Source organism: Streptomyces sp. NPDC021093 (assembly GCF_044333135.1).
In the GTDB taxonomy this organism is placed as follows: Bacteria; Actinomycetota; Actinomycetes; order Streptomycetales; family Streptomycetaceae; genus Streptomyces.
Genome location: NZ_JBIRQJ010000007.1, coordinates 572,067 through 586,730 on the forward strand (window position 1 = coordinate 572,067; position 14,664 = coordinate 586,730).

The window sequence follows — 14,664 nt, forward strand, 5'->3', positions numbered from 1 at the left end:
TGGACGCGGACGCGCGCATGCACATCGAGATCAACACGGACGTCTGCATCGGGGCCGGACAGTGCGTACTGACCGCACCGGCGGTCTTCACGCAGGACGACGACGGGTTCTCGGAGCTGCTGCCGGGAATGGAGGACGGCGGCGGGAGCCCGCTGGTGCGGGAGGCGGCGCGGGCCTGTCCGGTGTCGGCGATCTCGGTGCGGGAGGAGGGGGTGGCCGGGTAGGCGCGGTGCGCGAGGCGTGCGGGCGGTGGCGAGGGCGTGCGCTCGGGAGGGCGGGGCTCCGCGCGGGGGCAGGCATTTAGGGGCGCGGGGAACTGCGCGACCAGCCACGACGCACCCGCACGTACAACCCACCCGCCGCCCCGCGCCAAGCAGCCCGCCTCGCCCATATCCTGGTGGTATGACCGAGGAGACGATCTACCGGCACCTGCGGGAGTTCGCGGACCACTTCGAACCGCCCGCGCCGTTCAGCCCTCACGTCGAGATCAGCAACGGCCAGCTCGTCATAATGATGAGTCCCTCGGGAGCGCACGACCTGAACGCGATGCGCATCACCAAACAGCTCGACCCGCAGCTCGCCCCCGGCCTGGCCGCCTACACCGCCGACATCGAGCACCCACTGGCCGCCAAGATGCGGCGCCCCGACGTCGTCGTCGTCGACGAAGCCGCCATGGAAACGACCGGCGCGGTCGACGCGCACGCCGTCACGCTGGTCGTCGAGGTGGTCTCCCCCTCCAACCCCGAGAACGACTACATCGACAAGCTCCGCGACTACCCGGTCATGGACATCCCGCACTACCTGATCGTCGATCCGCGCGACGGCACGTGCGTGCACCACTGGGACCCGCAGCGCGGCTCGTACAACAACACCGTGCACTACGTCTTCGGTGACACGATCCCGCTCGGGAAGTGGTCCCTCGACACGAGTGCCCTGATGCCGTACGCGCAGGCGGCGGGGGCGTAGCCGTACGCGCGGTCAGCGGTGCCGGGGCGGCGGCGGGGTCCAACTCTCGCCCCGCATCAGGTTCCCCAGGCCCGCCCAGGCGAAGTTCATGAGGGTGGCGGCGGCTTCCCTGGCGGTGACGCCGGGGGTGTCGTTCGCCCAGTCCGCGAGGGCCTCGGCGGCGCCGACCAGGGCTTGGGCAAGACCGGCGACCTCGCGGTCCGGAAGGTCCGGGTTGCCGCGGGCCTCGCGGGCGGCGTCGCCGATCAGGTGCGTCACGAAGGCGGTGATCTCCGTGCGCATCACGGTGACTTCGGCGGCGAACGGCTCGCCGTGCGTACGGGCCTGGTGGTGCAGGACGGACCAGCCGTCGGGATTCTCGGCGGTGTGCGTGAAGAACGCGGTGAGCCCTTCCCAGAGTTGGCGGTCGGCCGTGGCATCGATCGCCACCCCGGCCTGCACCGCCTCGACGAGGGCCTTGGCCTCCCGCCGTATACAGGCGGTGAAGAGCTCGTCCTTGGAGTTGAGATAGAGATACACGAGGGGCTTCGACACCCCGGCCACCTCGGCGATCTGATCCATCGAAGCGGCCCGGTACCCGAACCGGGCGAAGCTCTGAACGGCGGCGTCCACCATCTGCCGCTCCCGCACGGCCCGGGGCATCCGCTTGGCCCGCACGGGAGCCCGCACCGCTTTCGCCGTCTGCGTCGACTGCGCCGCCGGTATCGCCCCGGCTGCCCGGTCCGTCTGGTCCCCTCGGTCCGCCCCCATATCCCTGTTCCCTTCGCCCCGCCGCATCCGCCCGTTTACTCCCCGGTAAGCCTACGGGCCTGCGAGCCCCCTTCTCAGCCCGTCCGGCACGGACCTGGGCCCGGCGGGCGGGTGGACGGCCCGCCGAACCAGAGTGCGGACGGGCCCAGTTCGGCATGCGACGTCACCCCTGTCCGGGCTCCGGGTGAGGGGACGGTCCGAGCGTCGGCCGTTCAGTCCGACGACTTGAGGCAGATGCCGTAGACGGTGAGCTGGATGTCATTTGACGTGGCGTTCGTGGCGTAAGTGGTCCAGCGGTTGCTTGCTGAGCTCGGGTACGAGTCGGTGACCTGGAGCTGGGTGGTGTTCGTCGGGAAGCCGTAGCCGCCGCCGATGACGTTCGTACCGGCGGGGCAGCTCGGCGCTGTGTACGGCCTGCCGCTGCTGTTCTTCGGCACCGTGAGGGTGTTGCTGACGTACTCGGGCTTCGACGTGGGGCCGGGGTCGCCCTTGTCACCCTTGTCGCCCTTCACACCCTGGGAACCTGCCGCGCCGGTGTCACCCTTGGCCCCAGCCGCTCCGGCGTCACCCTTGGGCCCGGCAGAGCCGGTGGCTCCGGTGGCTCCGGTGTCGCCCTTGGGACCGGCCGGACCCGCGTCACCCTTCTCGCCCTTCTCACCCCTGTTGCCCTGAGCACCGTCCGCGCCTGCCACACCGGGGTCACCCTTGAGACCGGCCGGACCGGCAGCTCCGGGATCCCCCTTGGGCCCGGCAGGGCCGGTGGCTCCGGTGTCACCCTTAGAACCGGCCGGACCCGCGTCACCCTTCTCGCCCTTCTCGCCCCTGGTGCCCTGGGCACCATCCGCACCTGCCACACCAGGGTCACCCTTGAGACCGGCCGGACCCGCGTCACCCTTCTCGCCCTTCTCGCCCTTCTCGCCCCTGTTGCCCTGAGCACCATCCGCACCTGCCACACCGGGGTCGCCCTTGAGACCGGCCGGACCGGCAGCTCCGGGCTCCCCCTTCACGCCAGGGTCACCCTGAGGGCCCGCTGCTCCGGTGTCACCCTTCGGACCCGCCGCACCCTCGGCACCGGGGTCCCCCTTCACGCCCGCGTCACCCTGGGCACCGTCCGCACCTGCCACACCAGGGTCACCCTTGGGGCCAGCCGGACCCGCGTCACCCTTCTCGCCCTTCTCGCCCTTCTCGCCCCTGGTGCCCTGGGCACCATCCGCACCTGCCACACCAGGGTCGCCCTTGAGGCCAGCCGGACCGGCAGCTCCGGGCTCCCCCTTCGCGCCAGGGTCACCCTGGGGGCCCGCTGCTCCGGTGTCACCCTTCGGACCCGCCGCACCCTCGGCACCGGGGTCCCCCTTGTCTCCCTTGTCTCCCTTGGGGCCGCCCGGGGTGCCCGGGTCGCCCTTCTCGCCCTTCATCTCCGCCTTCTCCGCGTCCGTCCACTCGTCCGGACTCGTACGCGGGCCCGGGTCGCCCTTCGGGCCTGCGGGGCCGTCAGCTCCCGTCTCGCCCCGCGGCCCTGCGGCACCTGTGTCGCCCTGGGGACCCGCAGCACCGTCGGTGCCGGAGTCGCCCTTGGGACCGGCCGGACCTGCGGGGCCCGGGTCCCCCTTGTCCCCCTTCGGGCCGCCGGGGTCGCCCTTCTCGCCCTTCTCGCCCTTCATCTCCGCCTTCTCCGCATCCGTCCACTCGTCCGGGCTCGTACGCGGGCCCGGGTCGCCCTTCGGACCTGCGGGGCCCGCCGGGCCTGCGGGGCCGGGGTCGCCCTTCTCTCCCCTGGTGATCGGGGTGGGGGTGGGCGTGGGGGTGGGCATGGGGGCCAGGTCCGGGCACCACATGACGGGCGCCGAGTTCGAGACGTAGCGGGCGCTCATCCACCCTGTGCGGTCGTAGAGCTGGTACCAGATGCTGTTGCCCGCCACGTTCTGGCCGCGCACCTTGCACTTGAGGGAGACCCGGGCACCGGGCCGGTACTCGCCCAGCTTCCGGGCGTGGGTGGTCGGCGTCGCCCGGACGAACTGGCCGATCCGGGACGTCACCTTGCCCGCCACCGGACGGGCCGCGAACGTCGCGGCCGAATCGGGGGCTGCGGCCCGGGCGATACCGGGAGCCATCAGCGCGGCGGACACACCCAGCGTGACCGCGCCCTGGACTGCACGCACAGGAATGCCCGCACGGTGGAGGGAAGACAGCACAGCAACTCCTCGGAGCTGAAAGAAGATGCCGTGAGCGCGGCACCTGGGCGCCACCCTTGATCCTGGATCACCGCGGGAGGCTCCACCACGCTGCGTACGTCAGCCGATCGGACCTGCACCTGTTGCGAAAATACGCCCGGCATCCGTTCGGAGCACGAGGAAGCCCCCCACCGGTGCTTGATTTCTAGTGGTGGGGGGCTTCCTCAGCAATGCCGATCAGCAATGCCGATCAGCGATGCCGGAGGGTCTGGCGGGTCCTGCCTTACGCAGGAACCGGCACGCGCTCCTTGGACGACTCGGCGTCCGCGTCCACGTCCACCGCCGGCTTCGACTCGAAGTCGTCCAGCGGGGACGACGTCGCCGAGTTGTACGCGTCGTGGTCGAGGATCTTCTCGCGCGCCGAGACGATCACCGGGACGACGACCTGACCCGCCACGTTCGTCGCGGTCCGCATCATGTCCAGGATCGGGTCGATCGCCATCAGGAGACCGACGCCCTCCAGGGGCAGGCCCAGGGTGGAGAGGGTCAGGGTCAGCATGACCGTCGCGCCGGTGAGGCCTGCCGTGGCGGCCGAGCCGATCACCGAGACGAAGGCGATCAGGATGTACTCCTTGATGCCCAGCTGCACGTCGAAGATCTGCGCGATGAAGATCGCGGCCAGCGCCGGGTAGATCGCGGCGCAGCCGTCCATCTTGGTGGTGGAGCCGAAGGGGACCGCGAAGGACGCGTAGGCCTTCGGGACGCCGAGGCGCTCGGTGACCCGCTGGGTGACCGGCATCGTGCCGACCGAGGAGCGGGAGACGAAGGCCAGCTGAATGGCCGGCCAGGCGCCCTTGAAGAACTGGATCGGGCTGACCTTGGCGACCGTGGCCAGGAGCAGCGGGTAGACGCCGAAGAGGACCAGGGCGCAACCGATGTAGACGTCCGCCGTGAACGTCGCGTACTTGCCGATCAGGTCCCAGCCGTACTCCGCGATCGCGTGGCCGATGAGGCCGATGGTGCCGATCGGGGCGAGCCGGATGACCCACCACAGGGCCTTCTGGAGCAGCTCCAGGACCGAGCTGGAGAGGGTCAGGATCGGCTTGGCCTTCTCGCCGAGGGCGAGGGCCGCGATGCCCGCCACGACCGCCAGGAAGACGATCTGGAGGACTTCCAGATCCTTGAACGGCGTGATGATGTCCGTCGGGATGATCCCGGTGAGGAAGTCGATCCAGGAGCCCGCGTTCTTGGGCTTCTTGCCGTCGGCCGCGGTGAGGCCCGTACCCGCGCCCGGGTTGGTGAGCAGGCCGATGACCAGGCCGATCGCGACCGCGATCAGCGAGGTGATCATGAACCAGAGGAGGGTGCGGGTGGCCAGCCTGGCGGCGTTCTGGACCTGCCGCAGGTTGGTGATCGACACGAGGATCGCGAAGAAGACCAGCGGGGCGACGGCCAGCTTCAGCAGCTGGACGAAGAGGTCACCGACGGTGTCGAGGGTGGTGGCCAGCCAGGTGATGTCCTGGCTCTTGGCCAGCCAGCCGAAGAGGGCGCCCAGGACGAGACCGGCGAGGATCTGCACCCAGAACGGGATCTTCGATATCAGGCTTTTCTTCTTGGGCTTCGCGGGCTGCTGATCAGCCTGCTCGGCCTTCTGCGCGGGGGACGCGGACACGGACACACTCCGGTGAAGGAAGCTGCGTGAGGCAGGAGAGGGGAAGAGAGGGGTCGCGCTGAAAACTTCAGACGGAGCGGCGACACGCGGCCGAAACACGGCGGCAGAGGTCGACATCGAGGCGCGCCACGAGCGGAACGCTCATGGGGTTGCGGGGCGCGCTGGATGTCGTCATGTCGAACACGTTAACACTTGTACTTTGAGAACATCAAAGGTCTTCTTTGGGGAAGTCTGGGGCAGGTGCGGAGCAGGCACAGTGAAAAACGGGCGGCGCCCCGGGAGTTGAGCCAGTGGCTCGTTCCCGGGGCGCCGTCGAGTGTGATGCGGCTTACACAGCCGTGCGACAGGGGGCCTTACGCGAGGTCTTCCTGCTTGCGGTTGGCTTCCAGCCGGGTCTTCGTCTCGTCGACCTTCGCCACGATGCGCTCGGACATCGCGTCCCGCTGCTTGCGGAGCAGTACGAAGCTGAGGGGCGCCGAGATGACGATGGCGAGCAGCAGCACCCACATGACGTTCGAGACGCCGCCGAGGCCCGAAGGCAGCACGCGCAGACTGACCAGGCCCCAGATCACCGCGAAGCAGGCGGCGAAAACGGCCAGGCGCATGGCGGAGTAGCGGAGCGTGGCGTTCTTGGTGCTCACGGCCTTGGTGCTCACGGGCAGGACCTTCTTCTCAGCGGTGAACTCACGGGGACACCGTCCAGTCAAGCACAGGCCCGAAATGATCAGGTCAGCGGCAGCAGCATGATGACGTCGTCCCGGTCGTCGCCAGGGCCGACGCGTATCGCGCCCGGTACGCGGCCGACCTCCCGGTATCCGCACGCCGCGTAGAACGCGTCCGCGCCGGTGCCGCCCCGGCAGGTCAGCCGGATCGCCTCGATGCCGGGCATCGTGCGGGCGGCGTCGGCGGCCGCGGCCATCAGGTCCCGGCCGTAGCCCTTGCCCTGGTGCTTGGGGTGGACCATCACCGTGTAGAGCCAGATCCAGTGGGTCATCAGGCGGTGGGTGTTGCGGGTGAGGTACGCGGTGGCGGCGACCCCGCCCCCGTCGTCGTACCCGACGAGGAGCCGGGTGCGGCCCTCCGCCATCGCGACGAAGTGGTGCACGAGCTCCGGACGTATCTCCTCCGGATCGGCCGGCGGTACGAAGCCGACGGCGCCGCCCGCGTCGGTGACGTCCGCCCACAGGGCGATCAGCCCGTCGCGGAGGGCGGCGTCCACGGGCGGGTCGAGGACGAAAGTGAGGGGTTCGTGGGACATGGCCGCACGGTAGCGGGCATGCAGAGAGCCCCGGCCAAGTGGGTGGGCCGGGGCTCTCACACGTACGAAACCGCTGCTCGAAGCGGTACGAAACCGCTGGTCAGACGCGCATCGCCTGCGGGCTCTCGCGGCGGTCCCGGTCCGGGCCCTCGTACTCCTTGATGATCTCGTAGCGCGTGTTCCGCTCGACCGGGCGGAAGCCGGCGTCGCGGATGAGCTCCAGGAGGTCGTCGCGGCCGAGCTTGTTCGGGGTGCCGTAGTCGTCCGCGTCGTGCGTGATCTTGTACTCGACGACCGAGCCGTCCATGTCGTCCGCGCCGTGCTGGAGGGCGAGCTGGGCGGTCTGCACGCCGTGCATGACCCAGAAGACCTTGACGTGCGGGACGTTGTCGAAGAGCAGGCGGGAGACCGCGAAGGTCTTGAGCGCCTCGGCGCCGGTCGCCATCGTCGTCCGCGCCTGGAGCTTGTTGCGGACCTTGCCGTCCTTCATGTCCACGAAGTCGTGCTGGTAGCGCAGCGGGATGAAGACCTGGAAGCCGCCGGTCTCGTCCTGCATCTCACGGAGACGGAGGACGTGGTCGACGCGGTGGCGGGGCTCCTCGATGTGGCCGTACAGCATCGTGGCCGGGGTCTTGAGGCCCTTCTCGTGGGCGAGGCGGTGGATCCGCGACCAGTCCTCCCAGTGGGTGTTGTGGTCGACGATGTGCTGCCTCACCTCCCAGTCGAAGATCTCGGCGCCGCCGCCGGTGAGGGACTCCAGGCCGGCCTCGATCAGCTCGTCGAGGATCTCGGAGGCGGAGAGCCCGGAGATCGTCTCGAAGTGGTGGATCTCGGTGGCCGTGAACGCCTTGAGGGAGACCTGCGGGAGGGCTTCCTTGAGGGCGGAGAGGGAGCGCGGGTAGTAGCGCCACGGGAGGGTCGGGTGCAGGCCGTTGACGATGTGGAGCTCGGTGAGGTTCTCGTTCTCCATCGCCTTGGCGAGGCGGACGGCCTCCTCGATGCGCATCGTGTACGCGTCCTTCTCGCCCGGCTTGCGCTGGAACGAGCAGTAGGCGCAGGACGCGGTGCACACGTTCGTCATGTTGAGGTGACGGTTGACGTTGAAGTGGACGACGTCACCGTTCTTGCGCGTGCGCACCTCGTGGGCGAGACCGCCCAGCCAGGCCAGGTCGTCCGACTCGTAGAGGGCGATGCCGTCCTCGCGGGTCAGCCGCTCCCCGGCCCGGACCTTCTCCTCCAGCTCGCGCTTGAGTCCCGCGTCCATACCCGGCCGCCTCCCATGTCTTCGTACGTACTGATAGAGCTCCGCCAACGGTACTCCCCCACCCTTCGGGCGGGAGGGGCCCCCACTACGGCGCTACCGCGCCTAGCCCTCTTCGGGAAGTCCCCCGACCCGGTTCTCCCACTTGGTGGAGAGCACGATCGTGGTGCGGGTGCGGGACACGCCCCTCGTGCCGCTGAGGCGGCGGATGGTGCGTTCCAGGCCGTCGACGTCCCCGGCGCGGATCTTGAGCATGTACGAGTCGTCGCCCGCGATGAACCAGCAGTCCTCGATCTCCTCCAGGTCCTTCAGCCGGCGGGCCACGTCCTCGTGGTCGGCGGCGTCCGAGAGCGAGATGCCGATCAGCGCGGTGACGCCGAGGCCGAGCGACTTGGCGTCGACGGTGGCGCGGTAGCCGGTGATGACCCCTGCGGATTCGAGGCGGTTGATGCGGTCGGTGACGCTCGGGCCCGAGAGGCCGACGAGGCGTCCCAGCTCGGCGTACGAGGCCCTGCCGTTCTCCCGAAGGGCCTGGATGAGCTGCCTGTCCACGGCGTCCATATGCCTGAAGCCTTCCATTGTTCAGCGATACCGCGAGTTTACGTATAGAATCTAAGGCACAGGGGCCGAATCCCCTGTAGATCTTTCACCAGATCCAAGAAAAACTTTCAGAACATCCGGTTCTGAACGCATGTGCTCCCAGGAGAGTGACCCACCGTGTACACGTCCGAGATGGCCTACGCCCGTATGCGCGAGCTTCAGGAACTGGCCAACAGCTCGCGTGCCCACAAGCCCTCCGCCTCCGCCGCTACCGTGCGCAGCCTCAAGGCCCGCCTGAAGCGCTCCAAGCAGGGCTGACCAGCCACTTCCTTCTACTGGGTACGGGAGCCTCCCCGGAGCTCTCCCTCCCACCGGCGGTACAGGCCGTGCGGCACTCCTGCCGCGTCGAGCACCCGCCCCGCGACGAAGTCCACCAGATCCTGGATGTGCGTCGCACCCGCATAGAACGCAGGAGAGGCGGGCAGCACCACGGCGCCCGCCTCGTCCAGCGTCACCAGATGCTTCAGCGTCTGCCCGTTGAGCGGTGTCTCGCGCACCGCCACCACCAGCTTCCGCCGCTCCTTGAGCGTCACGCTCGCGGCCCGCTGCAGCAAGTCCTTCGACAGTCCCAGCGCCACTCCGGCGACACTCGCCGTCGAGGCCGGGACGATCAGCATGCCCTTCACCGCGTACGAGCCCGACGAGGGACCGGCGGCGAGGTCGCCCGCGCTCCAGTGCCGTACGCCGGACAGGTCCAGGTCCTGGAAGGTGTCCGGCTTGCCGTCCGCACCCCGGCCCAGCCAGGCCGCGAGGTCCTCGCGCCAGTGGCTGTCGCGGAACGAGATGCCCGTCTCGTCGAGGATCGTCAGCCGGGACGCCCGGCTGACGACGAGGTCGACGTCCTCCCCCGCGTCGAGCAGACCGCGCAGCACGGCGGCGGCGTACGGCGTTCCGGAGGCTCCCGACACCCCTACTACCCAGGGGGTGCGCTCGCGCTGCTGGTGCTGGTCGACGACGGGCTCAGTCATGGACGGAGCCTATCGGGGGCCGGATCGCGCGGGCCGGGCAAGGTGAGTCAGAGGGTGAGAGCTCAGACGGTCAGGCCGCGCACCAGCAGGTCGAGCAGCGCGCACACGAAGAGCGCGATCCCGATGAAACCGTTCACCTGGAAGAACGCCCTGTTCAGGCGGGACAGGTCGTGCGGGCGGACGATTCGGTGCTCGTAGACGAAGGCCGCCGCGACGATCGCCATGCCGACCCAGAAGAAGACTCCCGCGTCCGTGCGCACTCCGTACCAGACCAGGAGGGCCGTGGTGATGACGTGGCAGGCGCGGGCGCCGTGCAGGGCGGCCGGGATGCCGAAGCGGGCCGGGACCGACTTCACGCCGTGCGCGCGGTCGGCCTGGACGTCCTGCGAGCCGAAGATCAGGTCGAAGCCGCCGATCCAGACGCCGACGGCGAGGCCGAGGACGACCGCGTCGCCTGACCACTCACCCGTGATCGCGATCCACGCGCCGACCGGGCCCATCGCCTGGGCCAGGCCGAGGATGGCGTGCGGGAAGTTCGTGAACCGCTTGCCGTACGGATAGACCACCATCGGGATCACCGCGACGGGCGCCAGCGCCAGGCAGAGCGGGTTGAGCAGGGCCGCCGAGCCGAGGAAGAAGGCCAGGGCGATGCCCGCGCCGGTCCAGGCGGACTTCACGCTGACCGCGCCCGTGACGATCTCGCGGTTCGCGGTGCGCGGATTGCGGGCGTCGATCTCGCGGTCGATGATCCGGTTCGCCGCCATCGCGAAGGTCCGCAGGCCCACCATCGCGACGGTGACGAGGAGCAGCTTCCCCCAGTGGATGCTCTTGTCCAGCTGGAACATCGCGGTGAGGGCGGCGATGTACGCGAAGGGCAGCGCGAAGACCGAGTGCTCGATGAGCACCAGGTTGAGGAACGCCCTCACCTTTCCCGGCTGCTGGGGCTGGGGCAGTGCGGCGGCGGAGGCGCTCACAGTCCGTATTCCTTCCAGCGGCGGTCCACCTTGGCCGCCGTCGCCGGGTCGGACTCGACCATGTTCGGCCAGCCGCCGTCCCGGGTGTAGCCCTCCTCGGGCAGCTTCTTCGTGGCGTCGACGCCCGCCTTGCCGCCCCAGTACTGCTGGTACGAGGCGTGGTCGAGGTGGTCGACCGGGCCCTCGACGACCGTGAGGTCGCGGGAGTAGTCGACGTTCCCGAAGGCCCGCCAGGCGACCTCGTGGTAGTTCCGTACGTCGCAGTCGGAGTCGACCACCACGATGAGCTTCTCCAGGGACAGCATGTGCGCGCCCCAAATCGCCGACATCACCTTCTGCGCGTGCTTCGGGTACTTCTTGTCGATCGACACGATGATGCAGTTGTGGAAGCCGCCCGCCTCGGGGAGGTGGTAGTCCACGATGTCCGGGACGATGATCTTGAGGAGCGGGAGGAAGAAGCTCTCCGTCGCCCGGCCCAGCGGGCCGTCCTCCGTCGGCGGGCGGCCGACGACGATCGATTGGAGGAGGGGCCGCTTGCGCATGGTGATCGTGTCGATCGTCAGCGCGGGGAAGTCCTCCTGCGGCGTGTAGAAGCCGGTGTGGTCGCCGAAGGGGCCCTCCGGGAGCATCCGGCCCGGCTCAAGCCAGCCTTCGAGTACGACCTCGGCGTGCGCGGGGACCTGGAGCGGCACCGTCTTGCAGTCGACCATCTCGACGCGCTTGCCCTGGAGGAAACCGGCGAAGAGGTACTCGTCGATGTCGCCGGGCAGCGGGGCGGTGGACGCGTATGTCACGGCCGGCGGGGCGCCGAAGGCGATGGCGACCGGGAGCCGCTCACCCTTCCTGGCCGCTACCTGGTAGTGGTTGCGGCTGTCCTTGTGGATCTGCCAGTGCATGCCGATGGTGCGCTTGTCGTGGCGCTGCAGGCGGTAGAGGCCGAGGTTGCGGATCCCGGACTCCGGGTCCTTGGTGTGGGTCAGCCCCAGGTTGAAGAAGGAGCCGCCGTCCTCGGGCCAGGTGAACAGCGCCGGGAGCTTGTCCAGGTCGACGTCGTCGCCCGTCAGGACGACCTCCTGGACCGGGGCGTCCTTGATCTTCTTGGGCGGTACGTGGGCGACGGAACCCAGCTTCGCGAAGGCGTCCCGTACGCCCATGAAGCCCTGCGGCAGCTCCGGCTTCAGCAGGCCGCCGATCTGCGCGCTGATCTCGTCGTACGACTTCAGGCCGAGCGCCTTGAGGAGGCGGCGGTCCGTCCCGAAGACGTTCATCGCGAGGGGCATCGAGGACCCCTTCACCTTCTCGAAGAGGAGCGCCGGACCGCCCGCTTTGTTCACGCGGTCGACGATCTCCCCTACCTCCAAGTAGGGGTCGACTTCGGCCTTGATGCGCTGGAGGTCGCCCTCGCGCTCCAGAGCACGGAGGAACGAGCGAAGATCGTCGTAAGCCATGCTGTCCAGTATCGGACACCGACTACCCTTGGGCCCTCACCGGGGCCGCCGATAAGGCCCCTCTGACGCTCTTACGCTCCCAGGGGGAAGCCACTCCATGCTCAGGGCACTGATGTTCATCCTGCCGCTGGCGCTGACGATCTACGCGTTCATCGACTGCCTGAACACCCCCGAGGACGAGTCCAAGCACCTGCCGAAGGTCGCCTGGGTCTTCATCATTCTGCTGTTCTGGGTCGTTGGACCGATCGTGTGGCTCGTCGCGGGCAAGAACCGCCACGTGGTCCGGGGCGGCGGCGCCCCCTCCGACCGGCAGCGGAGCAGGCGCACCCAGTGGGTGGCCCCCGACGACAACCCCGAGTTCCTGAAGTCCATCAAGGACGAGAAGGCGAAGGACGAGAAGAAGAAGGACGAGTCGCTCCTGAAGGACTGGGAGGCGGACCTGCGGCGGCGCGAGGAGGAGCTGAAGCGGCGCGGCGAGGACGGCTCCACGGGGGCCGGTGGGTCCGAGGGGCCCGGCGGATCCGGGGGGTCCGGGGGGCCCGAGGGACCCGAGGGACCCGAGGGACCCGCCAAGTAATTCGGCTGATTTCCGGGCAGTCCGCTTCCGGGCGGCCTGCTCCCAAGTGTCCTTTCGGGCCTCGCAGTTGGCCGCATTTCGCGCTCGTACCGGACCGGTGGGATCCGGAAGCATGAACTTCGTTCACATTGTGTTTATCGCGTGTTGATCACTGCGCGATTCACTCTCCCTGTCAGTCACACACGACGCACTGGTCACACGGGCCCCTCCTGTCAGGGGACCGGTGCCGGACAGGAGAGCCGCGTGCTTGTTTTAGGGGTTACGAACAACGACCTGGCAGGCGCATGCCTGGTGCGGGACGGGCAGGTGATAGCCGCGGCCAGTGAGGAGCGCTTCACCCGGATCAAGGACCACAAGGTCTGGCCCCAGCAGTCCATCGACTTCGTCCTGCGGGAGGCCGGCACCTCACTGGACGAGGTCGACCGGGTGGCCTACGGCTGGGCCGCGGGATTCGACGCGGACAAGCACCTGCTGCTCTACGTGGACCGCATCGCCGAAGAGGCCAGGTTCCGCCCCGACAGCCTGCCGCACCTGCGCAAGCGGATCGCCGACGAACTGCACAACGACAAGGCCAAGCGCGCGGAGTTCGACGAGTTCGTCGACCGCAACGGCCTGCGGTCCAAGACCGTCTACACCGACCACCACGAGTCGCACGGGCTCGGCGCCTTCCTCTGCTCGCCCTTCGACGACGCGCTCGTCGTCACCTGCGACGGCCGGGGCGACTTCCAGTCCCTCACCGTGACGCACTGCACGGCCGACGGCGAGGAGGTGCTCCAGCGCGAGACCTCCATCGACAGCCTGGGCTACTTCTACGGCCGCATCACCAAGCTGCTCGGCTTCAAGCCGAACCGGCACGAGGGCAAGATCACCGGCCTGGCCGCCAAGGGCGACCCGGAGAAGCTGCTGCCGCTGATGCAGCTGATGATCGGCCTGGAGGACGGGGCGATACGGGCCCGCTGCGGCGACTACTACCAGCCGTCGTACGAGGGGTACTCCGAGGAGCTGCTGGCGGAGATCGCCCGGCACGACCCCTCCGACGTGGCCGCGGCGGCCCAGCGGCACGTGGAGGACCTGCTGACCGCGGTCGTCGCCCGGCACATCGACAAGGTCGCGACCAGCAACGTCTGCCTGTCCGGCGGTGTGTTCGCCAACGTCAAGCTCAACCAGCGGATCTTCGAAGTGGCCGGCGTCGAGAACCTCTACGTCCTGCCGCCCATGGGTGACGGCGGACTCCCGCTCCAGGCCGCGGTCGTGACCGAGTACCGCGAGACCGGCGCCCGGTCGAGGCTCCCCTCGATGGCGCTCGGCCCCGACTCCACGATCTCCGAGGCACAGCTGGAAGAGATCCTGAAGGACTACCCGGGCATCCGCTTCCAGCGGGCCGACCAGGGAATCCAGGACACCCTGCTGGCCGCCCTGGAGGCACGGCAGGTGATCGGCACCTACCGCGGCCGCATGGAGTTCGGCCCGCGCGCCCTCGGCCGGCGCAGCGTCATCTACAGCACCGACGACCCGACCATGAACGACTGGCTGAACCAGCGGCTGAAGCGCACGGAGTTCATGCCGTTCGCCCCGCTCACGGCCGAGGAGCTGGCCGCCGACGCCTACGTGGGCTGGAAGCCGGAGCACCCGGCACCCCTGTTCATGACGCTCACCTACGAGTGCACCGAGATCTTCGCCAAGACCTGCCCCGCGGTGGTGCACGTCGACAACACCGCGCGGCCGCAGATCGTACGGAAGCAGGACGACTCCTTCCTGCACTCGCTGCTTCTGTCCTGGTACGCCCGCAGCGGCCAGGCGGCGCTGGTGAACACCTCGTTCAACAAGCACGAGGAGCCCATCGTGGGATCGCACCGGGACGCCCTCGACCCGCTGCGCGACGAGATCGTCGATCTCCTCCTGATCGACGACGTGTACCTGGTATGGAAGGAGAAGCCCGGCAGCTTCATGGCCGAGCACGGCGCCTGACAGCAGGTCGGCGCCAGGTGGGCTCCCGCTGTCCAGCGGGAGCCCACCACC

At 69.0% G+C, this 14,664-nt stretch carries 15 protein-coding genes; 5 read left to right on the plus strand and 10 right to left on the minus strand.

Annotation, left to right across the window (positions count from 1 at the left end):
- Nucleotides 1-17 precede the first annotated feature (17 nt).
- Nucleotides 18-224 carry a ferredoxin gene (locus ACH4SP_RS24650; protein ID WP_398417784.1) on the plus strand — a complete coding sequence of 69 codons (207 nt, stop codon included), beginning with the start codon at nt 18-20 and terminating at the stop codon, nt 222-224.
- Nucleotides 225-402: 178 nt separating this feature from the next.
- Nucleotides 403-966: a Uma2 family endonuclease gene (locus tag ACH4SP_RS24655; protein WP_398417676.1), complete on the plus strand. Its 564-nt coding sequence runs from the start codon at nt 403-405 to the stop codon at nt 964-966.
- Nucleotides 967-978: 12 nt separating this feature from the next.
- Here ACH4SP_RS24655 and ACH4SP_RS24660 read toward each other — a convergent pair whose 3' ends face one another.
- The 7 genes from ACH4SP_RS24660 to ACH4SP_RS24690 all read right to left on the minus strand — a co-directional run bounded on the left by ACH4SP_RS24660 (nt 979) and on the right by ACH4SP_RS24690 (nt 8,639).
- Nucleotides 979-1,608, minus strand: coding sequence for a TetR/AcrR family transcriptional regulator (locus tag ACH4SP_RS24660; RefSeq protein WP_398417785.1), 630 nt, complete (start codon nt 1,606-1,608; stop codon nt 979-981).
- Between the two features lie 320 nt (nt 1,609-1,928).
- Nucleotides 1,929-3,908, minus strand: a complete 1,980-nt coding sequence (locus ACH4SP_RS24665) for a hypothetical protein (protein WP_398417677.1) — start codon at nt 3,906-3,908, stop codon at nt 1,929-1,931.
- 262 nt (nt 3,909-4,170) lie between these two features.
- Nucleotides 4,171-5,559 carry a dicarboxylate/amino acid:cation symporter gene (locus tag ACH4SP_RS24670; protein ID WP_398417678.1) on the minus strand — a complete coding sequence of 463 codons (1,389 nt, stop codon included), beginning with the start codon at nt 5,557-5,559 and terminating at the stop codon, nt 4,171-4,173.
- A 353-nt stretch (nt 5,560-5,912) separates the two neighbouring features.
- The gene (locus tag ACH4SP_RS24675; RefSeq protein WP_398417679.1) at nt 5,913-6,215 is read right to left on the minus strand and encodes a DUF4229 domain-containing protein; all 303 of its coding nucleotides are present in this window, start codon (nt 6,213-6,215) and stop codon (nt 5,913-5,915) included.
- Between the two features lie 68 nt (nt 6,216-6,283).
- Complete coding sequence (locus ACH4SP_RS24680) at nt 6,284-6,817, minus strand: GNAT family N-acetyltransferase (RefSeq protein WP_398417680.1); 534 nt, start codon at nt 6,815-6,817, stop codon at nt 6,284-6,286.
- A 100-nt stretch (nt 6,818-6,917) separates the two neighbouring features.
- Nucleotides 6,918-8,081 carry an aminofutalosine synthase MqnE gene (mqnE, locus tag ACH4SP_RS24685; protein WP_398417681.1) on the minus strand — a complete coding sequence of 388 codons (1,164 nt, stop codon included), beginning with the start codon at nt 8,079-8,081 and terminating at the stop codon, nt 6,918-6,920.
- 102 nt (nt 8,082-8,183) lie between these two features.
- Complete coding sequence (locus ACH4SP_RS24690; RefSeq protein ID WP_398417682.1) at nt 8,184-8,639, minus strand: Lrp/AsnC family transcriptional regulator; 456 nt, start codon at nt 8,637-8,639, stop codon at nt 8,184-8,186.
- A 156-nt stretch (nt 8,640-8,795) separates the two neighbouring features.
- On the opposite strand from ACH4SP_RS24690, the gene ACH4SP_RS24695 reads away from it, so the two are divergent.
- Nucleotides 8,796-8,936, plus strand: a complete 141-nt coding sequence (locus ACH4SP_RS24695) for a hypothetical protein (protein WP_398417683.1) — start codon at nt 8,796-8,798, stop codon at nt 8,934-8,936.
- A 14-nt stretch (nt 8,937-8,950) separates the two neighbouring features.
- Here the strand turns inward: ACH4SP_RS24695 and ACH4SP_RS24700 are convergent, their stop codons facing one another.
- From ACH4SP_RS24700 to ACH4SP_RS24710, 3 genes are all read right to left on the minus strand, one after another.
- Nucleotides 8,951-9,646 carry a UbiX family flavin prenyltransferase gene (locus ACH4SP_RS24700; protein WP_398417684.1) on the minus strand — a complete coding sequence of 232 codons (696 nt, stop codon included), beginning with the start codon at nt 9,644-9,646 and terminating at the stop codon, nt 8,951-8,953.
- A gap of 62 nt (nt 9,647-9,708) precedes the next feature.
- Nucleotides 9,709-10,620 (minus strand): menaquinone biosynthesis prenyltransferase MqnP, encoded by a 912-nt coding sequence (gene mqnP / locus ACH4SP_RS24705; RefSeq protein WP_398417685.1) that lies wholly within the window; start codon nt 10,618-10,620, stop codon nt 9,709-9,711.
- Entirely contained in the window at nt 10,617-12,068 is a 1,452-nt protein-coding gene (locus ACH4SP_RS24710; RefSeq protein ID WP_398417686.1) for a menaquinone biosynthesis decarboxylase, read from the minus strand. The genes mqnP and ACH4SP_RS24710 overlap by 4 nt, the downstream gene beginning before the upstream one ends.
- A 97-nt stretch (nt 12,069-12,165) precedes the next feature.
- On the opposite strand from ACH4SP_RS24710, the gene ACH4SP_RS24715 reads away from it, so the two are divergent.
- Nucleotides 12,166-12,645 carry a PLD nuclease N-terminal domain-containing protein gene (locus tag ACH4SP_RS24715; RefSeq protein WP_398417687.1) on the plus strand — a complete coding sequence of 160 codons (480 nt, stop codon included), beginning with the start codon at nt 12,166-12,168 and terminating at the stop codon, nt 12,643-12,645.
- Nucleotides 12,646-12,888: 243 nt separating this feature from the next.
- Complete coding sequence (locus ACH4SP_RS24720; protein ID WP_398417688.1) at nt 12,889-14,613, plus strand: carbamoyltransferase; 1,725 nt, start codon at nt 12,889-12,891, stop codon at nt 14,611-14,613.
- Nucleotides 14,614-14,664 lie beyond the last annotated feature (51 nt).

What these genes read in the sequence shown, in the direction of transcription:
- ACH4SP_RS24690 (WP_398417682.1), bottom strand. Translation starts at nt 8,639, where the DNA reads ATGGACGCCGTGGACAGGCAGCTCATCCAGGCCCTTCGGGAGAACGGC.
- ACH4SP_RS24650 (WP_398417784.1), top strand. Translation starts at nt 18, where the DNA reads ATGCACATCGAGATCAACACGGACGTCTGCATCGGGGCCGGACAGTGC.
- mqnE (WP_398417681.1), bottom strand. Translation starts at nt 8,081, where the DNA reads ATGGACGCGGGACTCAAGCGCGAGCTGGAGGAGAAGGTCCGGGCCGGG.
- ACH4SP_RS24710 (WP_398417686.1), bottom strand. Translation starts at nt 12,068, where the DNA reads ATGGCTTACGACGATCTTCGCTCGTTCCTCCGTGCTCTGGAGCGCGAG.
- ACH4SP_RS24680 (WP_398417680.1), bottom strand. Translation starts at nt 6,817, where the DNA reads ATGTCCCACGAACCCCTCACTTTCGTCCTCGACCCGCCCGTGGACGCC.
- ACH4SP_RS24655 (WP_398417676.1), top strand. Translation starts at nt 403, where the DNA reads ATGACCGAGGAGACGATCTACCGGCACCTGCGGGAGTTCGCGGACCAC.
- ACH4SP_RS24700 (WP_398417684.1), bottom strand. Translation starts at nt 9,646, where the DNA reads ATGACTGAGCCCGTCGTCGACCAGCACCAGCAGCGCGAGCGCACCCCC.
- ACH4SP_RS24715 (WP_398417687.1), top strand. Translation starts at nt 12,166, where the DNA reads ATGCTCAGGGCACTGATGTTCATCCTGCCGCTGGCGCTGACGATCTAC.
- ACH4SP_RS24660 (WP_398417785.1), bottom strand. Translation starts at nt 1,608, where the DNA reads ATGCCCCGGGCCGTGCGGGAGCGGCAGATGGTGGACGCCGCCGTTCAG.